The sequence below is a fragment of the Arthrobacter sp. P1_H7 genome (assembly GCF_056405215.1).
Genome location: NZ_JBFUCO010000012.1, coordinates 15743 through 40275 on the forward strand (window position 1 = coordinate 15743; position 24533 = coordinate 40275).

The 24533-nt window shown below is 67.0% G+C and carries 26 protein-coding genes and 1 riboswitch; of the genes, 19 read left to right on the forward strand and 7 right to left on the reverse strand.

The annotated features are described in order from the left end of the window. Positions 1-110 precede the first annotated feature (110 nt). Together fbaA and AC1DXI_RS13385 are read left to right on the forward strand one after the other, a co-directional pair. Positions 111-1130, forward strand: a complete 1020-nt coding sequence (gene fbaA, locus AC1DXI_RS13380) for a class II fructose-bisphosphate aldolase (RefSeq protein WP_370117648.1) — start codon at positions 111-113, stop codon at positions 1128-1130. A gap of 2 nt (positions 1131-1132) precedes the next feature. Further along, positions 1133-1558, forward strand: coding sequence for a DUF3151 domain-containing protein (locus AC1DXI_RS13385; RefSeq protein ID WP_476939044.1), 426 nt, complete (start codon positions 1133-1135; stop codon positions 1556-1558). Between the two features lie 158 nt (positions 1559-1716). Here AC1DXI_RS13385 and AC1DXI_RS13390 read toward each other — a convergent pair whose 3' ends face one another. Both AC1DXI_RS13390 and AC1DXI_RS13395 read right to left on the reverse strand, forming a co-directional pair. Beyond that, entirely contained in the window at positions 1717-2349 is a 633-nt protein-coding gene (locus tag AC1DXI_RS13390; protein WP_476939045.1) for a uracil-DNA glycosylase family protein, read from the reverse strand. A gap of 185 nt (positions 2350-2534) precedes the next feature. Continuing rightward, positions 2535-3743, reverse strand: coding sequence for a cobalamin-independent methionine synthase II family protein (locus AC1DXI_RS13395; RefSeq protein WP_476939046.1), 1209 nt, complete (start codon positions 3741-3743; stop codon positions 2535-2537). Positions 3744-4079: 336 nt separating this feature from the next. Between AC1DXI_RS13395 and AC1DXI_RS13400 the strand changes: the two genes are divergently transcribed. After that, positions 4080-5369 carry an adenylosuccinate synthase gene (locus tag AC1DXI_RS13400; protein ID WP_018776133.1) on the forward strand — a complete coding sequence of 430 codons (1290 nt, stop codon included), beginning with the start codon at positions 4080-4082 and terminating at the stop codon, positions 5367-5369. 82 nt (positions 5370-5451) lie between these two features. Here the strand turns inward: AC1DXI_RS13400 and AC1DXI_RS13405 are convergent, their stop codons facing one another. Further along, positions 5452-6126 (reverse strand): GntR family transcriptional regulator, encoded by a 675-nt coding sequence (locus tag AC1DXI_RS13405; RefSeq protein ID WP_476939047.1) that lies wholly within the window; start codon positions 6124-6126, stop codon positions 5452-5454. A 111-nt stretch (positions 6127-6237) separates the two neighbouring features. On the opposite strand from AC1DXI_RS13405, the gene AC1DXI_RS13410 reads away from it, so the two are divergent. From AC1DXI_RS13410 to AC1DXI_RS13425, 4 genes are all read left to right on the forward strand, one after another. Then, on the forward strand, positions 6238-7248 hold the full coding sequence (locus AC1DXI_RS13410) for a 1-aminocyclopropane-1-carboxylate deaminase (protein WP_476939048.1): 1011 nt from the start codon (positions 6238-6240) through the stop codon (positions 7246-7248). 371 nt (positions 7249-7619) lie between these two features. Beyond that, positions 7620-8114, forward strand: a complete 495-nt coding sequence (locus AC1DXI_RS13415) for a hypothetical protein (RefSeq protein ID WP_476939049.1) — start codon at positions 7620-7622, stop codon at positions 8112-8114. Positions 8115-8244: 130 nt separating this feature from the next. Further along, complete coding sequence (locus AC1DXI_RS13420) at positions 8245-8793, forward strand: RNA polymerase sigma factor (protein ID WP_026266889.1); 549 nt, start codon at positions 8245-8247, stop codon at positions 8791-8793. Then, on the forward strand, positions 8790-9596 hold the full coding sequence (locus AC1DXI_RS13425; RefSeq protein WP_476939050.1) for a hypothetical protein: 807 nt from the start codon (positions 8790-8792) through the stop codon (positions 9594-9596). The genes AC1DXI_RS13420 and AC1DXI_RS13425 overlap by 4 nt, the downstream gene beginning before the upstream one ends. Positions 9597-9698: 102 nt before the next feature. On the opposite strand, the gene AC1DXI_RS13430 is transcribed toward AC1DXI_RS13425, so the two are convergent. From AC1DXI_RS13430 to acs, 4 genes are read right to left on the reverse strand one after another with little or no spacing between them, the layout of a single operon-like run. Beyond that, on the reverse strand, positions 9699-10193 hold the full coding sequence (locus AC1DXI_RS13430; RefSeq protein ID WP_476939051.1) for a CoA-binding protein: 495 nt from the start codon (positions 10191-10193) through the stop codon (positions 9699-9701). Then, positions 10193-11530, reverse strand: a complete 1338-nt coding sequence (locus AC1DXI_RS13435; protein ID WP_476939052.1) for an O-acetylhomoserine aminocarboxypropyltransferase/cysteine synthase family protein — start codon at positions 11528-11530, stop codon at positions 10193-10195. The genes AC1DXI_RS13430 and AC1DXI_RS13435 overlap by 1 nt, the downstream gene beginning before the upstream one ends. Further along, entirely contained in the window at positions 11530-12747 is a 1218-nt protein-coding gene (gene sfnG / locus AC1DXI_RS13440; RefSeq protein ID WP_476939053.1) for a dimethylsulfone monooxygenase SfnG, read from the reverse strand. Before sfnG ends, AC1DXI_RS13435 begins: the two co-directional genes overlap by 1 nt. A 10-nt stretch (positions 12748-12757) precedes the next feature. Continuing rightward, positions 12758-14824, reverse strand: coding sequence for an acetate--CoA ligase (acs, locus tag AC1DXI_RS13445; protein WP_476939054.1), 2067 nt, complete (start codon positions 14822-14824; stop codon positions 12758-12760). A gap of 306 nt (positions 14825-15130) precedes the next feature. On the opposite strand from acs, the gene AC1DXI_RS13450 reads away from it, so the two are divergent. The 12 genes from AC1DXI_RS13450 to AC1DXI_RS13505 all read left to right on the forward strand — a co-directional run bounded on the left by AC1DXI_RS13450 (position 15131) and on the right by AC1DXI_RS13505 (position 24473). Continuing rightward, on the forward strand, positions 15131-15556 hold the full coding sequence (locus AC1DXI_RS13450) for a CoA-binding protein (RefSeq protein WP_476939055.1): 426 nt from the start codon (positions 15131-15133) through the stop codon (positions 15554-15556). 97 nt (positions 15557-15653) lie between these two features. After that, a riboswitch (SAM riboswitch) is annotated at positions 15654-15743 on the forward strand. A gap of 140 nt (positions 15744-15883) precedes the next feature. Further along, entirely contained in the window at positions 15884-16693 is an 810-nt protein-coding gene (locus AC1DXI_RS13455) for a methionine ABC transporter ATP-binding protein (RefSeq protein WP_476939056.1), read from the forward strand. Continuing rightward, the gene (locus tag AC1DXI_RS13460) at positions 16686-17351 is read left to right on the forward strand and encodes a methionine ABC transporter permease (RefSeq protein ID WP_476939057.1); all 666 of its coding nucleotides are present in this window, start codon (positions 16686-16688) and stop codon (positions 17349-17351) included. Before AC1DXI_RS13455 ends, AC1DXI_RS13460 begins: the two co-directional genes overlap by 8 nt. 46 nt (positions 17352-17397) lie before the next feature. Beyond that, on the forward strand, positions 17398-18834 hold the full coding sequence (locus AC1DXI_RS13465; protein WP_476939058.1) for an LLM class flavin-dependent oxidoreductase: 1437 nt from the start codon (positions 17398-17400) through the stop codon (positions 18832-18834). A 38-nt stretch (positions 18835-18872) separates the two neighbouring features. Further along, a complete protein-coding gene (locus tag AC1DXI_RS13470; protein ID WP_026539330.1) occupies positions 18873-19742 on the forward strand; it encodes a MetQ/NlpA family ABC transporter substrate-binding protein in 870 nt (289 codons plus the stop codon). A gap of 27 nt (positions 19743-19769) precedes the next feature. Continuing rightward, positions 19770-21035, forward strand: a complete 1266-nt coding sequence (locus AC1DXI_RS13475) for an acyl-CoA dehydrogenase family protein (protein WP_476939059.1) — start codon at positions 19770-19772, stop codon at positions 21033-21035. 41 nt (positions 21036-21076) lie between these two features. Further along, positions 21077-21487 carry an MmcQ/YjbR family DNA-binding protein gene (locus AC1DXI_RS13480; protein ID WP_476939060.1) on the forward strand — a complete coding sequence of 137 codons (411 nt, stop codon included), beginning with the start codon at positions 21077-21079 and terminating at the stop codon, positions 21485-21487. Then, a complete protein-coding gene (locus tag AC1DXI_RS13485; protein ID WP_476939061.1) occupies positions 21484-22044 on the forward strand; it encodes a DUF1990 family protein in 561 nt (186 codons plus the stop codon). The genes AC1DXI_RS13480 and AC1DXI_RS13485 overlap by 4 nt, the downstream gene beginning before the upstream one ends. 14 nt (positions 22045-22058) lie before the next feature. Then, the gene (locus AC1DXI_RS13490; RefSeq protein WP_476939062.1) at positions 22059-22661 is read left to right on the forward strand and encodes a hypothetical protein; all 603 of its coding nucleotides are present in this window, start codon (positions 22059-22061) and stop codon (positions 22659-22661) included. Between the two features lie 96 nt (positions 22662-22757). Further along, the gene (locus tag AC1DXI_RS13495; RefSeq protein WP_476939063.1) at positions 22758-23075 is read left to right on the forward strand and encodes a putative quinol monooxygenase; all 318 of its coding nucleotides are present in this window, start codon (positions 22758-22760) and stop codon (positions 23073-23075) included. Positions 23076-23098: 23 nt separating this feature from the next. Then, the gene (locus AC1DXI_RS13500; RefSeq protein WP_476939064.1) at positions 23099-23392 is read left to right on the forward strand and encodes a DUF503 domain-containing protein; all 294 of its coding nucleotides are present in this window, start codon (positions 23099-23101) and stop codon (positions 23390-23392) included. A gap of 412 nt (positions 23393-23804) precedes the next feature. After that, positions 23805-24473 carry a hypothetical protein gene (locus AC1DXI_RS13505; RefSeq protein ID WP_476939065.1) on the forward strand — a complete coding sequence of 223 codons (669 nt, stop codon included), beginning with the start codon at positions 23805-23807 and terminating at the stop codon, positions 24471-24473. Positions 24474-24533: the final 60 nt, after the last annotated feature.

Sequence of the window (24533 nt, forward strand, 5' to 3'; positions counted from 1 at the left end):
ACGTGACCGGAGACACGGCCCCGGCGCAGGAATGGCTAGGATGGTTCCTAGCCGACGAGGTTCCCTCCAGGATCACCAGCCCGTAGACGAAATTCACATTAGGAGTCAGCATGCCCATTGCAACCCCAGAGATCTACTCCGAGATGATCGACCGCGCAAAGACGGGCGGCTTCGCCTTCCCGGCGGTCAACGTCACGTCCTCCCAGACCCTGAACGCAGCCCTCCGCGGCTTCGCCGAGGCCGAGTCCGACGGCATCGTCCAGGTCTCCACCGGCGGTGCGGCCTACTGGTCCGGCGCCGCCACCAAGGACATGGTTGCCGGTTCCCTCGGCTTTGCCGCGTTCGCCCGCGAGGTCGCGAAGAACTACGGCGTGAACATCGCCCTGCACACGGACCACTGCCCCAAGGACAAGCTGGACGGCTTCGTGCTCCCGCTGCTCGCCGCCTCCGAAGCCGAGGTCAAGGCCGGCCGCAACCCCCTCTTCAACTCGCACATGTGGGACGGTTCCGCCGAGACCCTGCAGGAAAACCTGCGGATCGCCCGTGAACTGCTCGAGCGCACCGCGGCCGCCAAGATGATCCTCGAAGTCGAGATCGGCACCGTGGGCGGCGAGGAAGACGGCGTCGAGAACGCCATCAACGACAAGCTCTACACCACGGTCGAGGACGCCCTGGCCACCATCGACGCGCTCGGTTCCGGCGAAAACGGCCGCTACATCACGGCGCTGACCTTCGGCAACGTGCACGGCGTCTACAAGCCCGGCGGCGTCAAGCTCCGCCCGGAGATCCTCAAGGACATCCAGGAGCAGGTCGGCGCCAAGATCGGCAAGGCCAACCCGTTCGACCTCGTGTTCCACGGCGGCTCCGGCTCCTCGGACAAGGAAATCGCGGACGCCGTCTCCTACGGCGTCATCAAGATGAACATCGACACCGACACCCAGTATGCCTACACCCGCCCGGTGGTGGACCACATGCTCCGCAACTACGACGGCGTGCTGAAGGTCGACGGCGAGGTCGGCAACAAGAAGCTCTACGATCCCCGCGTCTGGGGCGCTTCGGCCGAGGCCGGCCTGGCCGCCCGCGTGGTCGAGGCCGCCCAGCAGCTGGGCTCCACCGGCAAGACCTTCTAGCCATGTCCGACGAGTTCCGCAAAAACCTGATGGGTCCCGAACCCACGCTCCTGCCTGCCGAGAGCGAGATCTACCAGCATCTCGCGCTCGGCCAGGAAGCCGTGGACCTCGTGGCAAAGAACCCCACGTCCTCGCTCCTGTGGGCCATCCTCGCCGAGGAGGCCTGGAACGAGGGCCGCACCATCGATTCCTACGCGTACTCGCGGGTCGGCTACCACCGCGGCCTAGATTCGCTGCGCCGCAACGGCTGGCGCGGCGTCGGGCCGATCCCGTGGGAGCACGAACCCAACCGCGGCTTCCTGCGCTCCCTCTACTCGCTTGGCCGCGCGTCCGCGGCGATCGGCGAGGCCGAGGAGCCGGAGCGGATTGAAAAGTTCCTGAAGGATTCCGATCCCGGCGCGAAGGCGGCCATCGAAGCCGAAGGCTGAGGCGGGCAATCAACCCCAACGCGGGGTCACTTACGGCCCATTCCACCCCGGTGGATGGGCCGTAAGTGACCCCGCGTTGGGGTTTAAGCGGCGACGGCGGGCTCCCACCTTGAGGTGGAAGCCCGCCGTCGTTTAAATGTTCAGGGTGCGGGTGGGGACTAGCTCACTTTGGCCAGGCCCGTGCGGGCCATGGCATCGGCGTACGCGGTGTGCATCTCCGCCAGGTACTCTTCCTGCCGGGCCGGGGTGCCGGCGAACGCCCGGCCGCTGAGCGAGCGGACCTTGTAGGTCTTCAGGCCGCGGCGCCAGATCATGGGCACTTCGGTCTTGAGCAGCAGGTTGGCCAGGCGGTTGGCCTCGGTGCCGTGGGCCACGATCACTGAGGCGCGGGGCACGAGGGCCAGGAACTTCAGCAACGGCTTCAGGCCCGCCGAAATCTGGTCCGGCGTGAACTTGCCGTTCGGCTCGCCGGGGACGTGCCACGGGTGGACGTTCCACGGCATGACGAATTCGGGGCGCAGGCCCAGCTTCCACTGGATGCCCAGCATGCGGGTGGCGGCCTCGTCGTCGCCGGCAGTGATGAAGCCTGACGCGTCCGCGGTGCCGATGTTGGAGTACAGGCTGATAATCCGGCACTCGTCGACGTCGTGCATGGGGTCCACGTAGGGGACAGCGGTGCCAGCTTTGGTTGCCTGGAGGACGTCAAGGAGCTCGTTGACGGGGGCGACGTTAGGTTCGTACCGGCGGCTCAGAAGCTCTTCGCGGAAATTTTCGGTGGCCAGGGCTGTCATATGTTGCTGGGTCTCCTGCGGGATTGGCAAAGCTGCCACACCGGATGCAGGCACGCCGAATACGGGCACGCGGAGCAATGGTGTGGTTTGAAAATGTGGTGTGGACCGATTCCTGGTCGATCCTTATCAGTCTATCAAGCCCCGCGAAATGCAGCGCCGGACTGGACCCTGCCGCCCCCGCGCTGCTACCAGAGCCGCTTGGTGGCGCGGCGTGCCCCTTCGCCGAGGGCTTCCAGCTTGGCGTACGCGATTTGGGGATGCACCCTGCCGCCCAGCCCGCAATCGGTGGACGCAATCACGTTTTCACGTCCCACGAGCTCGGCGAAGCGCACGATACGGTCGGCCACGAGGTCCGGATGCTCCACGACGTTGGTGGCATGGGAGACGACGCCGGGGATGATGACCTTCCCCTCGGGAAGCTTCGCATCCTCCCAGACGCGCCATTCGTGCTCGTGCCGGACGTTGGCCGCCTCGAAGGAGTAACCGCCGGCATTGATCTGCAGGACTGAGTCGACGATGTCCGCGAAGGGGATGTCCGTGGTGTGCGGGCCGTGCCAGGAACCCCAGCAAACATGCAGCCGGATCTGCTCCTGGGGAAGGCCGCGCAGCGCCCAGTTCGTTGCTTCGACCCGGAGCTGGATGAACTTCAGGTAGTCCGCCAGGCTCGGCTCGGGGTTGATCTGGTCCCAGCTCTCGGCCAGGGAGGGGTCGTCGAGCTGGACCGTCAGGCCGGCGTCGATGATGGCCTTGTATTCCTCGCGCATCGCGTCGGCGCAGGCGTAGAGGAGTTCCTCGTCGCTGCCGTAGTACTCGTTGGCCACCCGGGCGCACGAACCGGGGGAGAGGGAGGCGATGAACCCCTCGGCGAGCCCGGCCGCGGCCAGGCCGGTCTTGAGGTTGGCAACGTCCGAGGCCACGAGCTCCTGGCCCGTGTACGTCAGCGGCCCGGCGATCTTCGGCTGCGTGACGGCCCTGCGGTGGGCCAGGATCCCGGAGGAAGGGTCGTCGTAGGCGTCCTCAAACTTCTGCCGGTCCCGCCGGTCGGGGAAGGACGTCAGGACGATGTGGCCGGGAGAGGAGCGGTGCACCCTGGCGTCGGCCCAGCGGTCCACGTCGGTCGGTTCCAGGCCGCCGAGCCTTGAAAAGGAGTAATTCCACCAGGCGCCGTAGTCCACGGAGCTGGACATCGTGTGCCCGTACTCGCCGTCATTGGGGATGTCGATGCCCAGGTCCTTCTGGTGCTGGACGACGTCCACCACCGAGGTTTCGAGCAGGTCCAGGAATTCGGGCGTGATGCCGTCAGTTTCCTTGGCCTCGTTCGCGGCGATCAGCTCCGGCGTGCGGGGCAACGAGCCAGCATGGGTCACACGGATGTGGTCGGTGGTCCTGGACATGGCGCGGTTTCCTTTCAGCCGTTCGGGATTCTCACTCCCACTCAATTCCACACCGCGCGGTCCCGCAAGAGGTGCCCGCTATGTGTCGGGACGCGTGGCCCGCCCTCGCGGAAGCCGCCCTGGCGTTCACCACCGGCCAGGCGGCGCGTCCAAGCAAGGACCCAAAGCGATGCCAGCCACCGATTTCGGCTAAACTTGGGTCGTAAGAGCCCCGGAACTCTGGCGTTGGATACGAACACAGCGATAGATTCGGGGCATTCTCATGAACGGCGCTGAGCTGCCGTGACCGCCTGGTCATTAAACGCAGCTCGGCCCGAACGAATGGGGGAGGATCCCATGCCAGCAATCGTGATCGTCGGAGCCCAATGGGGCGACGAAGGCAAAGGTAAGGCCACTGACCTGCTTGGCGGCCGCGTTGACTATGTCGTCAAGCCCAACGGCGGCAACAACGCCGGGCACACCGTCGTCGTAGGCGGTGAGAAGTATGAGCTCAAGCTCCTTCCGGCCGGCATCCTGAGCCCGAACGCTATTCCGATCATCGGCAACGGCTGCGTGGTGAACCTGGAAGCCCTGTTCCAGGAGATCGACGGACTGGAGGCCCGCGGCGCGGACACCTCCAAGCTGCGCGTCTCCGCCAACGCGCACCTCGTGGCGCCCTACCACCAGGTCCTGGACAAGGTCACCGAGCGGTTCCTCGGCAGCCGCGCCATCGGCACCACCGGCCGCGGCATCGGCCCGGCCTACATGGACAAGGTGGCCCGCCTCGGCATCCGCGTCCAGGACGTCTTTGACGCCTCGATCCTGCGCCAGAAGGTAGAGGGGTCGCTGCGCCAAAAGAACGAGCTCCTGGTCAAGGTCTACAACCGCCGCGACATCGAGGTGGACGAGATCGTGGAGTACTTCCTGTCCTTCGCCGAGCGCCTCCGCCCACTGGTGATCGACAGCACCTACGTCCTGAACACCGCCCTGGACGAGGGCAAGGTGGTCCTCATGGAGGGCGGCCAGGCCACCTTCCTGGACGTAGACCACGGCACCTACCCCTTCGTGACGTCCTCGAACCCGACCGCGGGCGGCGCCTCCGTGGGCTCCGGCATCGGCCCCACCCGGATCTCGCGTTCCATCGGCATCATCAAGGCCTACACCACGCGCGTGGGCGCAGGTCCGTTCCCGACGGAACTGTTCGATGAGATGGGCATGTACCTGCAGAAGACCGGCGGCGAGTTCGGCGTCAACACCGGCCGTCCCCGCCGCTGCGGCTGGTACGACGCCGTGCTGGCGCGGCACGCCTCCCGGGTCAACGGCTTCACGGACTACTTCGTCACCAAGCTGGACGTGCTGACCGGCATCGAGCAGATCCCGGTCTGCGTGGCCTACGACGTCGACGGCGTGCGGCACGACGAAATGCCCATGACCCAGACCGAGTTCCACCACGCCAAGCCGATCTTCGAATACTTCGAAGGCTGGACTGAGGACATCACCGGCGCCCGCACCCTGGAGGACCTGCCGGAAAACGCCCGGAACTACGTCCTGGCCCTCGAAAAGCTCTCCGGCACGCGGTTCTCCGCGATCGGCGTCGGCCCGGACCGCGACCAGACAATCGTGGTCAACGACCTCATCAACGACTGACGCTTCAGTAGCTGAACGTGTCGCCAACCGGCGTACGACGGCGGCGGGTCACCCTGGCAAGGGCGGCCCGCCGCCGTCGCAGTTAAGGCCGGGTCTCAGCGGGGTCTTCCGCGGGCGTGAACTGCAGCGAGAGCCAGTTCTCCCGGCATGCCCTGGCGGCGGCCTCGGCGTCGCCAAGGCGGGCGAGCCGGATGATTTCGGCGTGCTGCGCCACCGATTCCCGGGCGGCAAAGGAACCGAAGCGCATCCGCTCCACCCGGCGCAGGACGGGGGTGGTTTGTTCCAGGAGTTTCTGGAGCACCGGGTTGCCGCTGACCGTGACAAAGACGGCGTGGAAATCGTCATCGGCCTGCAGCGCCGACTCGACCTCCGCGGCCTGCAGGGCCTGTTCGAAGCGCGCATTGGCCTCGGCCATGGCGGAGAGGTGCTCCGCCGACAGGAGCGGGACGGCCAGGCGGGCGGCCAGTTCGTGCAGTCCTGCCACCACCTGCTGCGTGCTCAGGGTCGAGGCCTGGTCGCAGGGGGCGACGATGGTCGCCTTGCCCGGCAGTGCAACGATCAGTCCGGCGCGTTCCAGCCGCAGCAGCGCCTCCCGGATGGGTGTCCGGCTCACGCCCAGCCAGGCTTCCAGTTCTGTGTCTTTCAGCCGTTCGCCGGGCTCGAAGGTGCCGTCGACGATCGCGTTCCGGATCGATTCAAAGACGTTGTCCCGCAGCAGCGGCCGCTTGTGGACTCCGGAGATCGAGGGAACGGGCATGCAACATATCGTATATTGCCCTTGCCCTCCCGGGGCAGGTATCCGACAATGCAATATATTGCATATTTGTTGCTCACCCAGCCGTTTCCCACCGCGAGCGAAGGACCGACGATGGCCATCACCGATTTTGAGCGCTACCCCCTGATGTTTGGACCGAGCCCCATCCACCCGCTGCCGCGGCTCAGCGCGCACCTGTGCGGGGCGCAAATCTGGGCGAAACGGGAGGACGTCAACAGCGGCCTCGCGTTTGGCGGGAACAAGACGCGCAAGCTTGAATACTTCGTCCCGGATGCCTTGGCGCAGGGTGCGGACACCCTCGTCTCGATTGGCGGCTACCAGTCCAACCACACCCGCCAGGTCGCGGCGGTGGCCGCGAAACTTGGCCTCAAAGCCCGCCTGGTTCAGGAAAACTGGGTCGACTGGCCGGATCCGCTGTCCGACCGGGTAGGCAACATCCTGCTCTCGCGCATCATGGGCGCCGACGTCCGGCTGGACAGTGCGGGCTTCGACATCGGCATTCGCAGCAGCTGGGAGACCGCGATCGAAGAGGTTGAGGCCGCCGGTGGCAAGCCGTACGCGATCCCGGCGGGCGCGTCCGACCACAGGCTGGGCGGGCTGGGCTTCGCCAACTGGGCCTACGAGGTGGAAGAGCAGGAGCGCGAGCTCGGCATCTTCTTCGACACGATCATCGTCTGCACCGTCACCGGCTCCACCCACGCCGGGATGATCGCGGGTTTCGCCGGCCAGGACAAGCCGCGCCGCGTGATCGGCATCGATGCTTCCGCGACGCTGGCGAAGACCCGCGGCCAGGTTGAACGCATCGCCCGGAACACCGCCGAGCTGATCGGCCTGGGCCGGGAACTCCGCGACGACGAAATCAACGTCATGGAGGGTTGGGCCGGGGACCGTTATGGAATTCCCGTCGAGTCCACCCTGGAGGCCATCCGCCTGGGCGCCTCGCTCGAGGCCATGATCACCGACCCCGTCTACGAAGGAAAGTCCCTCGCCGGGCTGATCGACCTCGTGAAAAGCCGGGAGATTCCGGCCGGCAGCAATGTCCTCTACGCCCACCTCGGCGGCCAGATCGCCCTCAACGCCTACAGTGGGCTCTTCCGGTCCTGACACGGCGCACGACGGCGGCGGGTTCCCTGGCGGGGCCCGCGGTCGTCGTTAAGCCCCGCCAGCGCCGGCTAAAAAAGAAATCAAGAAAATTCCGATCGGTGCGTAACCTTTCGGGCCCGCCCAGCGATTACCTCTTTGTAAGCGCCGCCGGAGTTCGGACCCCCCACCAGACACCGGCTGGCCTTCCACCGTAAGCGCCGACCGGCGCCTTCCCCCCATCTGGTCTCCGGTCGGCCCTTTACCGTAAGCGCTTGCCGGCGCCTGTCCCCATCGGGCGCCGGCCAGCCTTCCATGGCGAGAGCGGGCTGTCGACTGCCCCTATGAGGCCTCAGCCCGCCTTCCACCAAAAAAACAAAGGATGTACTGCTGTTATGAAGAGTGTTAGCAAGACCACCAAGATTGCTGTCGGCGCCGCCATCCTGGCAGTCGGAGGTTTCTCCGGCATCGGACTGGCCAACGCGGCCCAGGTTTCCAGCACCCAGCAGACTGAAGTGAAGCACGCTACGCCCGCCAAGCCGGCTGTCCCGGCTGTCCCGGCCACTCCGACGCTCCCGGCGAAGCCCGCCGTCCCCGCCGTTCCGGCCACTCAGTCCACCGACGGCTCCGCCAAGGGCCACACCGACGCCGACGCCGAGGTTGATGGCACCGAAGGCTCCGTGGACTCAAAGGAGGGTGCCACCGTCAAGGGCGGCGCCAGTGTCAAGGGTGCTGCCGGCGAGGCGCACGCCAACGCCAACGTGAACGCCGCAGTTCCGGCAACCCCAGCCGTCCCCGCGGTTCCCGGCGCCAACGGCGTTCCGGCAACTCCGGCCGTGCCGGCCGTTCCCGCCCAGCCGTCCGTCGAGCTGCCCCAGCACGACAAGTAATATCCGGCTGTATAGCCTGGACCCGGCACGGGTCTGACAGCAAGGAGGGAGCCCTCACCTTGAAGGGCTCGGGGGTGCGGCCGCTAGAATTGCGGGGGCCGCACCCCAGCAGTAACGGAAGGACAGCCTCTTGGCACAGCAGCTAAGCGACGACGAATTGTCAGCCGCTTTAGCTGGTGACCCTTCTGGTTTCAGCGCGGTGTACGCGGTCATTTCCCCGGCCGTGCTGGGCTACTTCCGGGCCCGGGGCGTGGACGACGCCGAGGCCCTCACCCAGGACGTGTTCGTGGACGTGCTGCCGAAACTGGCCGGCGTCCGCGGCGGCCACACGGGTTTGCGGACGTTCATTTTCTCCGTCGCCCACGCCCGGCTGGTCGACTACAGACGGCGGGCAGAACGCACGCCGCACCTGGCCGAATACGACCCCCTGAACGACGCGCGGTACTCGGCATCGGCCGAGGACGAGGCGCTCGGATCCCTGGGCGGTATCTCGGACACCCTCGCGAGGCTCAATGAGGAGCAACGCGAAGTCCTGGTCCTGCGGATCGTCGCGGACCTTTCCATCGAACAGGTGGCCGGCATCATGGACAAGACGCCGGGTGCCATCAAACAGCTTCAGCGCCGCGGGCTCAGTGCCCTGCGCGAACTCGTAACCGAAAAGGACCACGCAGCATCATGACCGGCACCCGCGATCCCCAGCAGGAGGACAGCATCCAGGCGATGCTGAGCGACTCCGGCCTCGAATCCGCGGCCGAGCTTCGGAGCGCGCTGGAACAGCTCCGCGCCGTGGTCCCGGATGCGGCTCCCGCAGCCCGCGCCGACCTCGCGGCCCTGCTCGCCGCCGGAACGGCCGGAGCAGCCGGTCCAGCCGCCCCTGACTCAGCCACGACGACGGCGCTGCCCACGGTAGCGTCCGCGAAGAATGACGCCGATAAATCGCTGCCAGCCGGGGTCACCAGCCTCGCCGAGCGCCGCGGCCGGAAGCGTCGGCTGGCCATCGTCGGCGGCGCCGTCGTGGGTGCCATGACTCTTGGTGCCGGCGCCGTGGCGGCGTCCAGCGAGGACTTCCGGCACAGCGTCAGCCACACCGTCGGGGTTATCTTCCAGCCCGCGGGCCACGGCACGCCGGCCCCGGAGCATGTCCAGCCCTCGCCGTCCACCATCCCCGCCCTTCCCGTGCCCGGCGCCACGACGGGTCCCGGCACGCCCGGCGCTGCCCCGTTCGGAGCATCGACGCCCAGCAGCTCCAGCGCTCCGGGCTCCTTGGCGGCCGGACACGCGCCGCCCGCCACGCCGCCCGCCGTCGGCCGCGACGGCATCCTGCCGACCCCCGGCCAGCGGCCCGGGGCGCCGGGACTGCCCGAGTCACCCGGCCTTCCGGGCGGCGGCGGAAACGCAGGCAAGGACCTGCCGCGCGTTCCGGGCCACATTATGCCAACCCTGCCGGGCGTCGTTCCGACCAAGGCCCCCGGCCAGCCATAGGCCGCCCTTAAACCCCGGTTGCGCTATCTCTTAGGGCGGTCATGAGCGCTGAGAACGACCGTAAGTGATAGCGCAACGGGTGGGTTGGCAGGTGGGTTGGACTTAGGCCAGGACCTGCCGCTTGGAAGAGATGACGCCGGTGTCGAACCCGGCCAGGTGCAGGCCGCCGTGGAACCGGGCATGCTCAATCTTCACGCAGCGATCCATCACGACGTCGAGCCCGGCGGCCTCGGCCTCCTTGGCAACGTCCTCATGCCACGAGCCCAGTTGCAGCCAGAGAGTCTTGGCGCCGGCGGCGATGGCCTCGTCCAGGACTCCCGGCAAATCACCGTGCTTGCGGAACACGTCCACAATGTCCGGGCTTTCCGGCAGGTCCGCGAGCGACGCATACGTCGGCTGACCCAGGATTTTCTTCACCACCGGGTTCACGAAATAGACCTTGTACCGGGTGGAGGACTGCAGATAGGTGGCCACGAAATAGCTCGCCCGCGACGGCTTGTCCGAGGCGCCCACAATCGCGATCGACTTCGCCTGCCGCAGCAGGTTCAGGCGCTCCGGCGCCGACGGTCCGGTCCAAGTCCGTTCTTCAACGCTCATCAGTTCGCTCCGATCGTGCAGGCTTCAGCCTCTGATGCATCCGGGGCTGCTGCCTCCGAAGCGGCGTCCAGCCCCTGGTCCAGGTCCCAGAGGATGTCATCGATGTCCTCGAGGCCCACGGAGATGCGGACCAGGTCCTCGGGGACACCTGCTGACTCAAGCTGTTCGGGGCTCAGTTGCTGGTGGGTGGTGGACCCGGGGTGGATGACCAGCGTCCGGGAGTCGCCCACATTGGCCAGATGCGAGGCCAGCTGCAGGGACTCGATGAACTTCTGGCCCGCGGCCCGGCCGCCCTTGACGCCGAAGGAGAACACCGAGCCCGGACCCAGCGGCAGGTACTTCTTCGCCCGCTCGAAGTGCGGGTGCGAGGGCAGGCCGGAGAAGTTCACGTAGGCCACGCGCTCGTCCGCTTCCAGCCATTCGGCCACGGCCTGGGCGTTCTTCAGATGCTCGTCGAGGCGCTGGGGGAGCGTCTCCACGCCCTGCAGCAGCTGGAACGCCGACTGTGGGGACAGCGCCGGGCCGATGTCGCGCAACTGCTCGCAGCGCAGCTTGGTGAGGAACCCGTACTCGCCGAAGTTGCCCCACCAGGACACGTCTCCGTAGGAGGCCACGGGCTCGGTCATGGTCGGGAAGTTGCCGTTGCCCCAATCGAAGCGGCCGCTTTCGACAATCACTCCGCCCAGGGTGGTGCCGTGGCCGCCGAGGAACTTGGTGGCGGAGTGGATCACAATGTCCGCCCCGTGCTCGATCGGCCGCACGAGGTAGGGCGTGCTCAAGGTGGCGTCGACGACGAGCGGGACGCCGGCGTCGTGCGCCACCTTCGCGAGGGCCGCGAGGTCCTGGACTTCCGAGGACGGGTTGGCCACCACCTCCACGAAGATCGCCTTGGTGTTCTCCCGGACCGCGGCGGCGTAGTCCGCCGGATCGGTGCCGGCCACGAACGTGGTGTCCACGCCAAAGCGGCGCAGGGTGACGTCCAGCTGGGTCACCGTGCCGCCGTAGAGCTGGGAGGCGGCCACGATGTGGTCTCCGGCCTGGGTCAGCGCGGCAAAGGTGATGAACTCCGCCGCCATCCCCGAGGACGTCGCCACCGCGCCGATGCCGCCCTCCAGGGAGGCGATGCGCTCCTCGAACGCGGCCACGGTGGGGTTGCCGATCCGGGAATAGATGTTGCCGTATTTCTGCAGCGCGAAGAGGTTCGCGGCGTCCTGGGTGTCCTTGAACACGAAGGAGGTGGTCTGGTAGATCGGCACCGCCCGGGCGCCGTGCTCGGCGTCGGGGGTGCCGCCGGCGTGCAGCGCGCGGGTGCGGAATCCGTACTTGCGGTCAGCCATTACGCGTTCACCAGCTTGCTGGTAGTGCCGGCGTTTGCCGCCGGGGTCCGGGACAGGTCCAGCTCGACGCCGTTCTTCCGAGCGAGGTCGGCCTCGAGTTCGCGGACAATCGGCAGGACGTCCTGGCCGAACGCGGCGACTTCCTCCTGGAAGTGCAGGTAGCCGGTCAGGAACAGGTTCACGCCGATCTTCTTGTACTCCACGATCCGCTCGGCGATCTGCTCCGGGGTGCCGATCAGCTGGGTCTTGAAGCCGTCGTTGTACTGGACCAGGTCCTCGAAGCTCGAGTCGGCCCACATGCCCTTGCCGTCCTTGGTGGACGCCCCGGCTTCCTGGACGGCGGCGCGGAACCCCTCCACGGCGGGCTTGTGCGCCTTCTCGACGATCTCGCGGAGGGTGTCGCGGGCTTCCTTCTCGGAATCCCGGGCGATCACGAACCCGTTGAGGCCAAACTTGGGAGAAGGCAGATTGGGCTGGGCGTTCCCGGCCCCGCGCCCGCTGTCGCCGGCGGCGGCGACGACGCCGGCGATGTTCTCCTTGAACCCCTCGAGGTCCTTGCCGTTGGAGAAGTACCAGTCAGCCACCCGGCCGGCGGTGGCCTGCGCGGCCGTGGAGTTGCCGCCGAAGAAGATCTCCGGGTGCGCCCGGCCCGGCACGTCCACCGGTGCCGGGTTCAGGGTGAAGTCGGTGATGTTGTAGTACTTGCCGGACTGGCTGTAGTCCTGCTCGGTCCAGAGCCCGCGGAGGACCTTGATGAACTCCTCGGTGCGGACGTAGCGTTCGTCGTGTTCGAGCCATTCGAGACCGAAGTTGGTGAATTCATCCTTGAGCCAGCCGGAGACGATGTTCACGGCGGCGCGGCCGTTGGAGATGTGGTCCGCGGTGATGATGTACTTCGCCAGCACGCCGGGGTGCCACATGCCCGGATGGACGGCGGAGATCACCTTGAGGCGCTCGGTGGCGGCCAGCAGCGCCAGGCTGAACGAGGTGGCCTCGTGCTGCTTGTCCGCGCCGTAGGAGGCGGCGTACCGGGTTTGGGTCAGGGCGTATTCGAAGCCGGAGTTTTCCGCGATCCTGGCCAGCTTCTTGTTGTACTCGAAGTCCCAGCCAGTGCGCTGTTCGATGGTGGACACCACCAGGCCGCCGGAGACGTTGGGGACCCAGTAGGCGAACTTGAGCGGTTCGGAAAGACGGGCGACGTTGCTGATCTCAGTCATGGGTGTTCCTTTACTTCCGGGTGGGGCTTGCTGTTGCCAGGAATTCCGCCGCGCGGTCGCGCAGCACATCCTGGATGCCCGCGATGGATAGTTCGTTCTGCAGCGAGGTGGTGTCACCGAGCGTTGTGCCTTCGAACAGCTGGGTCAGCAGCCGGCGCATGATCTTGCCGCTGCGGGTCTTCGGCACATCGGGAACGACGACGACGTCCCGCGGCTTCGCGATCGGCCCGATCTGCTTCGCGACGTGGTTGCGGAGCTCCTCAGCAAATGAGTTTGGGCCCACGCCCGCAGGGTTCCCTGCCCGAGCTTGCGAGGGGAGGGTGCGGGTGGGGACCACGAACGCGACGATCGCGTGGCCGGTCTTTGGGTCCGCGACCGGGCAGACGCCGGCCTCCACCACGTCCGGGTGGGAGACGAGCGCCGATTCGACCTCGATGGTGGAGAGCAGGTGTCCGGAGACGTTGAGGGTGTCATCCACCCGCCCGAGGATCCAGATGTCGCCGTCGTCGTCATACTTGGCGCCGTCACCGGCGAGGAACCAGCCCTGCTCGGCGTATTGGCGCCAGTACGAATCGAAGTACCGGCGCGGGTTGCCCCAGACCGTCCGGGCGATCGCGGGGCCGGGGGAGTCCACCACGATGAAACCCTGTACGCCGGGCGGCACCGTGTTGCCGGCGTCGTCCACGATTCGTGTGCTGACGCCGGGCAGCGGGCGGGCCGCGCAGCCGGGTTTGAACGCGGTGTCCGTCGGCGCGGGGGAGAGGATGGTGGCGCCGGTTTCGGACTGCCACCAGGTGTCCACCATCGGGGCGGTGCCGGCGCCGATGTTGGCCCGGAACCAGCGCCAGGCCTCGGGGTTGATGGCCTCGCCCACCGTGCCGAGCAGACGGATGGAGGAGAGATCGTACGTGGCCGGGACGCCGTCCGGGAACCAGCCCATGAGGGAGCGGACCAGGGTGGGCGCGGTGTAGTACTGCGTGACCGCGTAGCGTTCGATGATCTCGAAGTGCCGGCCCGGGTGCGGGGTGTTGGGTGTGCCCTCGAAGATGACCTGCGTGGCGCCGTTGGAGAGCGGGCCGTAGAGCTCGTAGGTGTGCGCGGTGACCCAGGCGAGGTCGGCCGTGCACCAGTGCACGTCCTTCTCCCGCAGCGCCGGGTCGGGGTTGCTGAACAGGTGCTCGAAGCTCCAGGACGCCTGCGTGAGGTAGCCGCCGGAGGTGTGGACCAGGCCCTTGGGCTTGCCGGTGGTGCCGGAGGTGTACATGATGAACAGCGGCGTCTCGGCGTCGAACGCCTCGGCCACGTGAGTCTCGGAGGCGGACCCGACGGCGTCGTGCCACCACACATCGCGGCCCGCGGTCATCGGGACGGTGTCCAGTTCGCCCGCGGGAGTGGTCCGGTTGACCACCAGGACGTGTTCGATGGCGTTGTCGCCGGAGACGGCGGCGTCCGCGTTGTCCTTGACCGGCACGGCGGTGCCGCGGCGGAACTGGCCGTCGGTGGTGACCAGGAGCTTGGCGCCGGTGTCCTCGACCCGGAACTTCAGGGCCTCCGCGGAGAACCCGCCGAAGACCAGGGAATGGATGGCGCCGATGCGGGCCACGGCGAGGGTGATGATGACGGTTTCGGGGATGACGGGGAGGTAGATGACCACCCGGTCGCCCTTGGTGATGCCGAGATCCAGGAGGACGTTGGCGGCTTTGGAGACCTCGCGCTGGAGGTCGGCGTAGGTGACGGCACGGCGGTCACCGGGCTCGCCCTCGAAGTGCAGGGCCACCTTGTCCCCGCGCCCCGCCGCTACGTGGCGGTCGACGCAGTTGTAGGCGACATTGAGTCTGCCCCCTTCGAACCAGGTGATCTGCGGTCCGATGCCGGCCTCGACGTCGGCCGGGACCCGGCGGTGCGCGGTGTGCCAGGGCTTGGCGCGCTCCATTGCGCCGCCGGGCACGTCCGCCCAGTCGAGGCGGAGAGCCTGGGTTTCCCAGAACGCAACCGTCTCTGCCTGGGCAGTTCCCGCCGTCGCGGCGGCGCCGTGCCGGGGAAAGGTGGGCAGGGCGGAATAATTCTCAGGGGTCATTGCTGCACTCCATCGGTCCTGGCAGTAGCACCCTTGGTCCCTCCGGTTCCCTCGAATTTGCTCGAAGGAGGGCGGAACAGTTCCGTGGGAATGGTCATCTCACGTCACCGGGGGTTGCTGCGGCGTCATCGATCCAGGTCTCTCGGCCGCTCGGGATGGTCATTACCTACTAGAACTTCAGATGCAGGATTCCACAAAATCGACGCCTGGGAGCGCTGTAATATTCGTTCACGCGGCCTGGGCCCGGTCGAAATCATTCATTTATTCGGCGATTGTCCGGAAAGGCCGCAGGAGTAAGGTTGATGCATGGCCCATGTTAACGATCCGGCAGTCATTGACCGCCTCATGCGAACCAAAGGCACGTGGGCGGTGGTCGGCCTCAGCACCAACGAATGGCGCTCGGCGTACGAAGTCTCCCTCTATGTCCGGGACCGGATGGGCATGACCATCATTCCGGTCAACCTTCCCGGCGACGACGTCCACGGGGAGAAGGGGTACCGTTCCCTGGCGGACATCCCGGCGGAGAAGCACCCGATCGACGTCGTGGACTGCTTCGTCAACTCCCACAGGGTGGGGGCCGTCATTGACGAGGCCATCGCCGTAGGCGCCAAAGCCGTCTGGCTGCAGCTGGGCGTCTTCGACGAGGCCGCGGCGGACCGCGCCAAAGCCGCCGGGCTGGACGTCGTCGTGGACGCGTGCCCGGCCCGCGAAGGCTGGCGCGTGGGCATCTAACGGCCCGGGAATGACGATCAACAGGTTGGGAAGAGTCGGTTACAAAATGTGACCGGCTTTTTCCGTATCCGCCGCATTGCCGTGTGAGATGGACTCGTAACCATCCCGAGCGGCTGAGAGATCTGGCTCTGTGACGCCGCAGCAACCCCCTCTTTGAGGACGGTGCTACCGCCAGGACCGATGGAGAACCACTGTGTTCTTAGGCTCCCGCGGCTTCGCTCAGCGCTGCCCGGAAGCCAGGACCCAGGGCTTTCCTCGGGCGAGCCCGGAGGAAATCATGAACACGCAGACAGCGGCAGCGCCGCGGCCCCGAGCAGGTGGGGGCCTGTGATCGAGATCCAGAACGTCAGCACGTCCTTCGCTTCGGCCGCTGGCCCCTTCACGGCCGTCGACGACGTCAGCCTGCACATCAGGCGGGGCACCATTCAGGGCATCATCGGGTTCTCCGGCGCCGGCAAATCCACGCTGCTGCGCAACATCAACCTCCTCGAGCGCCCGACGTCGGGACGCGTCCTGGTGGACGGCGTGGACTTGGTGACCCTCTCCGACGCCGAGCTCCGGACCAAGCGGCACGACATCGGCATGATTTTCCAGCACTTCAATCTCCTCAACAACCTCACGGCCCAGGAAAATGTGGAGCTGTCCCTGAAGTTCGCCGGCGTCGGGAAGGCAGAACGCCGAAGGCGGGCCGCCGAAACCTTGGAAATCGTGGACCTCGCCGACAAGGCGGGGACATATCCGGCCAAGCTCTCGGGGGGCCAGAAACAGCGGGTGGCGATCGCCCGCGCCCTCGCCACCGGGCCCAAGGTGCTGCTCTGCGACGAGCCGACGTCGGCTGTCGATCCCCGGACGACGTCATCGGTCCTGCAGTACCTGGCCGACGTCAACGCCGAATTCGGCATCACGATCGTGGTGGTCACCCACGAGATGAACGTCATCAAGGCCATCGCGGACAACGTCGCGGTCATGGAAGAGGGCCGGGTGGTGGAGCAGTTCGACCTCACCGAACTCCGGCGCCCCGGCTTCCACCCGGCGACGTCGATCGGCCGCTACCTGGTCTCCGATGAGATCCAGCTGGACCGCTCCGGGAGGGGCACCCACACCACAGCCGAGTCGGAGGGCCTGATCAATGTTTGACCGCGTCCTGGAAGTCCTGCCCGAAATCGGCGTCGCCATGGGGCAGACCCTCACCATGCTGCTGGTGGCCATCCCGCTGGCGGTGCTCCTCGGGACACCGCTGGGTGTCCTGCTCTACACCATCGGTCCCAACGGGCTCAAGCACCGGCCAAAACTGCACCGCGTCCTGGACGGACTGGTCAACCTGCTCCGCTCGTTCCCGTTCCTGATCCTGCTGATCGCGATCATTCCCGTGACCAGGTTCATTGTCGGCACGACCATCGGCACGGCCGCCGTCATTGTCCCGCTGACTCTCAACGCCATCCCCTATTTCGCCCGCTTTGTGGAACAGAACCTGAGCCAGCTCGGCGGCGGAGTGGTCGAAGCGGCACGGTCCATGGGCGCCAGCCGGTCCCAGATCGTCCGGGACGTCCTGATTGTGGAGGCGAAGCCCGGACTCGTCAGCTCCATCACCATCATGACCGTCAGCTTCATCTCCTACTCGGCGATGGCCGGCCTGGTGGGCGGCGGCGGAATCGGCGACTTCGCCATCCGGTACGGCTACTACCGCTACGAAACTCCGCTCATGATCACCGCGATTGTCCTGATGATCCTGCTGGTCACCATCGTTCAGCTGGGCGGGTCCTATGTTGCCCGGCGCCTGGACAAGCGCCTCTGAGCGTCCCGCAGCACCCTCTTCCCACCTCCCCAGCGGAAAGCACCCCATGACTTCAACACCCAGTACCCGCTTCGACGGACCCCGCCCCCGCCTGCTGATCAGCGCCTTCGTGATGAACACGTCCAGCCACATCATGGGCGGCCAGTGGCGGCGCCCGGAAGCCCAGCAGCACCGGTTCAACGAACTCCAGCTCTGGGTCGACCTGGCCCGCCAGCTCGAGGACGCGAAGTTTGACGCGATCTTCTTCGCCGACGTCGTCGGTCTCTACGGCGACTACGACGGCGGCTGGGCATCGCTGCTGAAAAAGGGACTGCAGGTGCCCTCCAACGACCCCCTCATCCTGCTGTCCGCGCTCGCCACCGGAACGCGGGAGATCGGGCTGGCCGCGACGTCGTCGGTGATCCAGAGCCACCCGTTCCAGTTCGCCCGGCAGATGTCCACGCTGGACCACATCAGCGGCGGCCGCGTGGCCTGGAACATCGTCACCAGCGTGCTGGAAAACGCGCACCGGAACTTCAACGCCACAGAGCTGACCAAGCATGACGAACGCTACGACTGGGCGGACGAATACGTCGAGGCCGCCTACAAATTGTGGGAAGGGTCCTGGGCAGACGATGCGCTGCTCCGGGACAAGGAGACCGGAGTCCACGCGGACCCGGAGAAAGTCAGCAAGATCTACCACCGCGGACCCCGGTACTCGATCGACGGGCCCCACCTCGCGGCCCCGTCGCCGCAACGCACCCCGGTGCTTTTCCAGGCCGGGAGCTCCGGCCGCGGCCAGCAGTTCTGCGCCGCCAACGCCGAGGCCACCTTCACCCTCGCGCCGAGCACCGAGGTGGCCGCGAAGTACACCGCGGCCGTCCGGGATCAGGCCGTTGCCGCCGGCCGCCATCCGGATGACGTGAAGTTCCTGCAGGGTATGCACTTCGTGGTGGGCGGCACCGAAGCCGAGGCGAACCGCAAAGCCGACGAACTCGAGGACAGCCTGGACATTGAGGCCCTGCTGGCCCACGTGGGCGGCGGGTTCGGCGTCGACCTCGGCGGCCTGCCGCTGGACACGCCGCTCGGTGACCTGGAGACCGAAGGCAGCCAGGGCCATCTCACGGCCATCCGCGCCTCCGTCCGTGGCGGCAACCCCACCCTCCGCGACATTGCGCTCTACCGCAGCCGGGCCAACCGGGTGGTGGGAACGCCGGACCAGATAGCCGACCGCCTCGAGCAGTGGCAGGACGCCGGAATCGACGGCATCAACATCATCAACCAGACCATCCCCGGCTCCTACACCGACTTCATCGACGGGGTGCTGCCGGAACTGCGCAGCCGTGGCCTGGCCCAGACCGGCTACGCGCCGGGAACCCTGCGCGAAAAGCTCTTCGGCGCCGGGCCGCGCCTCAACGGCCGCCACCCCGCCGCCGCCTTCCGGGGAGCCTTCACCGAATTCTCCGCGGCTGCCGAAAACCAGCCCGCCACCGTCACGGCCTAGCCATAGCTCAGCGCGAACCACCACAAAGGACCAAGACCATGCAGCGTAGAAATTTCCTCAAGTATGCCCTCGCCGGCGCCGGCGCAGTGTCCGCCGCGGCACTGACCGGCTGCGGCCTCACCAACCCCGGCGGTGCCGGCGCCAGCGGCGGCAAGACGATCAAGATCATCGTCACCGAGTCCGCCCCGTACCAGGAACCAACCAAGCTGGCCCAGAAGCTGCTCGCGGCCCAGGGCTGGACCCTGGAGCCCACGTACGTCACGGACATCATCCAGCCCAACCTGGCCGTGGCCAACGGCGAATTCGACGCCAACTTCTTCCAGCACAACGCCTACCTGAAGCAGTTCAACCAGGACAAGGGCCTGGAGAACGTGGGACTGTTCTACGTCTACAGCGCGCCGGGCGGCATCTGGTCTGACAAGTACAAGTCCCTGGACGAGCTCCCGGACGGCGCCAAGATCGGCATCCCCGTGGACCCGGCGAACAACGGCCGGGCCCTGTTCATGCTGCGCGATGCCGGCCTGCTGGAGCTGTCCGACGCAACCGTGATCCACACCTCGCAGAAGAACATCACCGCCAACCCGAAGAAGCTGCAGTTCGTGGAAGTGGACCAGCAGTCCCTCGCCAAGACCCTTCCCGACGTCGATGCCGGCTTCCTGGTCGCCCGGATGGCCGCCGACGCCGGGCACAGCAAAGACGACGCGCTGGCCTTCGAAACGGATGCGGACCAGGTCCCGTTCCGGATCGTGGTTGCCGGGCGGAAGGATTTCGCCGGGTCGGAGAAGGCTGCGGCCCTCAAGGCCGCCTTCCAGTCCCCGGAGGTCAAAGCCTGGTTTGCCAGCTACCAGAAGGGCATCCTGCCCACCCCCTGGGACCAGGATCCCGCCGCCGACGTCGCCAAGCTCTAGTCCGGCCAACAGCAACCGAGGGAACGCATGTCCTACGCACCAGAGACCACAGCCCCCGCCGCGCCATCGGCCGCAGCACCTTCGGCTGAAGCTGCCTACGAGACGCTCGCGCAGCGTTTCCGGCCCGTGTTTGCCCGGATCGCGGAGGGCGCGCTGGCCCGCGAGCAGGACCGGGTCCTGCCCTTCGAACAGGTCCGCTGGCTGAACGAGGAAGGCTTCGGCCGGCTGCGGGTGCCCACGGAACACGGCGGCGACGGCATCGGCTTCGAGCCCTTCTTCCGGCTGCTCATCGAACTCGCCGCGGCGGATTCCTCCGTGGCCCACCTCTACCGCTCGCACTTCGCCTTCGTGGAAACCGTCGGGCTGGAATCCGTGGTTTTCCGGAACCGCTGGTACCCGAAGGTGGTGGCCGGGGAGATCTTTGGAAACGCCGCCACGGAGAAGTCCGGAAATGTCCTCGGCACCACCGGGACCAAGCTGAAGCGCCACGGCGGGGACTGGCTGCTCAACGGCAGGAAGTATTACACCACGGGCACCATCTTCGCCGAGTGGATTGCCGTCATGGCCAGCACCGAGGGTGTGGAGGGCCGGCAGTACGCCGTGGTCAGCACCACCCAGCCGGGGGTTGAGATCCTCGACGACTGGGACGGGTTCGGACAGCAGCTGACCGGCACCGGCACCACGATTTTCCGCGACGCCGTGGTGCCGGACGCCAACATCATCCGGCGCTCGGAATCCACCACGCACGAGCCGGCCTTCTTCCAGCTGGTCCTGCTCGCCGTCCTGGCGGGCATCGGCCGGGCGGCGCTGGTCGACGCGAGGGCACTCGTGCGCGACCGCAAGCGCACGTTCAACACCGGGTCCGGCGACCTGTTCCGCAGCGACCCGCTGATCCTGCAGCTCGTGGGCCAGCTCTCGGCCAAGGTCTTCGCGGCGGAGTCCGTGGTGCTGGCCGCCGCCCGGGAGCTCGACGCCGGTGCCGACCAGGGCCTGGACCTCACCGCGGAGGAGCGCTACGTCCGCGGCGAGATTGCGGTGGAAAAGGCGCAGCTGCTGGTGCCCGAACTTGTCCAGTCCGCGGCCCAGCAGCTCTTCGACGTGACCGGAGCGTCCGCCACGTCGAAGTCGAAATCGCTGGACCGGCACTGGCGCAACGCCCGGACCGTGGCCACCCACAACCCCGCCGTGTTCAAGGCGCGCACCGTGGGCGACTACGAAGTCAACGGCACCACTCCCGAAGGGCTGCACAGCATCGGCGACGCCCGCACTGCCGGACAGGCTGCAGCCGGATAGCCCGCGCAGCCGGATAGCGCGCAGCCGGATAGGCTCGTGCCATGGACGTTGCCACCCTCCGACAGATTTGCCTGAGCTTCCCCGGCGCGTTTGAGGACTTTCCCTTCGGACCGGAGACATCGGTTTTCAAGGTGCGGGCGGGTACAGCCGGCGGCACGCGGCAGGACGCCAAGATGTTCGCGGCGTCGGCCATGGACCCGGCCGACTGGTCCGTGAGCCTCAAGTGCGAGCCGGCCCTAGCCGAACAACTGCGGGCCATCCATCCGGAAATCACCGGCGCCTGGCACATGAACAAGACGCACTGGAACGGGGTCCGGCTGGACGGATCGCTGCCGGATGGCATGGTCCGGGACATGGTGGAGGATTCCTATGACCTGGTGGTCGCCTCGTTCAGCCGGAAGCAGCGGGAACAGCTGGGCTGGGCGGGACTCGCCAGGGGTGAGGACACATGAGCGGTGATCCCGGTGCCGGCCGCGGCGCGCGGGGCGGGCTGAACTATCCGGGCATTGGCTCCACTGAGCACGGGCAGGCTCCGGATGGCTTTCCCTGCCTGGTGTCCCGGGCGTACCTTGGCGACGGGCCGGCCCTGTACCGGAGGGTGGCGCAGGGGATTCTGACCTGGCAGCTGCAGAAACGCTCCGGACTGCGCATCCGCACCGACGCCGACGCCGTCGTGCCCGGCGCGCGCGTGGTGAGTGGATTCGGCGTCGGACCCTTCCGGATTAACGCGCCCTGCGAGGTGGTGTGGGTGCGCCGGCCGGTGCCCGGCGACGGGCCGCAACGAGCCGGGTTCGGGTACGGCACGCTTCCCGGGCATCCCGTGCGGGGCGAGGAGGCCTTCGAAGTGGAGATCGACGCCGCGGGGCGGGTGTTCCTGAAAATCACGGCCTTCAGCCGGCCGTCCAACTGGTTCTACGCGGCCGGCGCCGCCCTCGCTGGACGGGCACAAAGGCATGTCACTTCCCGCTACATTGGGAGTGCACACGAACTGGCCGCAGGTGAAAGCTGATCAGGAGCAGATGGATGCTGGAACAGAAAACCCTTGACCAATTGTGGAACTTCGAGGACCCCGCCGGGTCCGAAGCCCGGTTCCGGGCGGCCGCGGCGGATGACAGCTACGACACCGACGAACGCGCCGAACTCACCACCCAGCTGGGGCGGGCCATCGGGCTGCAGGGCCGCTTCGAGGAAGCCGACGCCCTGCTGGATTCGGTCGACGCCGACGAGCCCACCGTGGCCGTGCGGGTGCTGCTGGAACGGGGCCGGGTGCTCAATTCCAGCGGCCACCCGGAGATGGCCGTGCCGCTCTTTGAGCAGGCGGCCGAACTGGCAGACCACCTGGGCGAGGAATTCCTGGCCGTGGACGCGCTGCACATGCTCGCCATCGCCGACTCCGCCCACGCCGAGACCTGGACCCGGAGCGCCCTGGAGTATGCCTCCACGGTCCACGACGAACGGACCAAACGGTGGGTGGTCTCGCTGCACAACAACCTCGGCTGGACGCTGCACGACGCCGGCCGCTGCACCGAGGCCATGGTGGAGTTCCAGCTCGCCGAACAGTGGGCCGACCGGATCGGCACCCCGCGGCAGCAGGAACTGGCCCGCGAGGCCATCAAGGCCTGTTGACCCGGCAACGGGCCATGTGACTGCGCGTTGTCATGCTGGAGGGTTGTCATGCTGGAAGAATGGAACCTCCGGAAAACCAATGAAAGGCTTCAGCCAATGATCTTCATCGTCGTCAAATTCAAGGTCAAGCCGGACTGGTCTGAGCGCTGGCTGGGGCTCGTGGACGGTTTCACCCAGGCCACCCGCCAGGAGCCCGGCAACCTGTGGTTCGACTGGTCCCGCAGTGTGGAGGACTCCAATGAATTCGTCCTCGTTGAGGCTTTCAAGGACGACGCCGCCGGGGACCACGTGAACAGCGCCCACTTCAAGCAGGCCATGGCGGCCATGCCGCAGGCGCTGGCCGAGACGCCCCGGATCATCAGCCGGCAGCTCGACGGCGACGGCTGGGACCGGATGGGCGAGCTCACCATCTAACCGGCAATGGATACGCTTAGCGCATGTGGATCGGCTGGATTGAATTCGACATCCTTCTGGGCGACGTTCACAGCCTGAAGGAGAAACGCTCCGTGGTGCGGCCGCTCCTGGCGGAGCTGAAGCGCCGCTTTGATGTCTCCGTGGCCGAGGTCGGGGACCATGAGCAGCACCGCCGCACGCAGTTGGGCGCCGGCCTGGTGGCAGCAGACCGGGCACACGTCGTGGAGGTGCTGACCGCCGTCGAACGCTTCGTGGCAGCCCGGCCCGAACTCGAACTCCTCAGCGCACGGCAACGGGAGCTCCGGAGCGACGACTGATCCCCGCGGATTGCTCCGCCAACCCCGTCGACTGCTCCGTAGGCGCCCTTTTGAGGCCTCATAACGGCACTTATGGAGCAGTCGATGGGGGTTGTGGATAACTCCTGCGGCGTACGCGCCGAACTGGTCTGATGAAGCCATGAAGACCGCGCGCCCGCTGCCGGACGATTTCCGGCGACGCCCCTTTACTGTCGTCGAAGCGGCTGCGGCTGGTGTGTCACCGAAAAGGCTCCGCCACCGGTCCCTGGCCGCGCTGGGCCGGGGAATCCGTGTGCAAAGCCCGACGCCGGGGCTTCCCCTGTGCGTGCGAGTGCGGCCATTCATTGAGGTCAATGAGCGATGCGCCGCGTCGCACCTCACCGCGGCGGAGCTTGGTTCGCTTCCGGTGCGGCAGCAGAAGGAGGCACCACCGATGTACCACGTGATCAGGCCCGAGGGCGCGGCCCATCTCAACCGGCCACACGTAATCGTCCACCGCATGAAGCTCTACGACGACGAGATCACGCTGCTGGACGGGATTCCCATCACCACCCCGGAGCGGACCTGGCTGGATCTGGCCGAAATGCTGACCGTAGACCAACTCGTCGTGGCCGGCGACAGCTGCGTCCGGATGCCCCGGCCTGAGCTCGACGGCAGGGATGTGCCGCTCTGCAGCCTGCAGGATCTGCAGCGGATGATCGACCGCCACAAGGGAAAACGCGGACTCCGCAAGGCGAAGGAAGCCATCGCCCTCATTCGGGTGGGATCGGATTCGCCGCAGGAGTCCTTGCTGAGGCTGGCCATAGTCCGGGCCGGCCTTCCGGAACCAGAGCTGAACGTGCCGATCATCGACGATGCAGGAACCCGGCACCACGAACCCGACCTGTCCTATCGGAAATACAGAATCGGCGTCGAGTACGAGGGCGAACTCCACGGTGAGGAGGGCCAGATCGTCCGGGACATCGCCCGTTCGGAGAGGTACACGGCCCTCGGTTGGACCGAGGTCCGAATCTCCAAGCGGCATATGCACGATGATGCCAAGGCCGCGGTGGCCAAGGTCCGTGCCGCGCTCCTGCAGGCGGGCTGGCGGCCCGGCCGTTAACGAACGATTGCTCCGCAACTGCCGTTTTGAGGGTCAAAAGGGCAGCTGCGGAGCAATCGA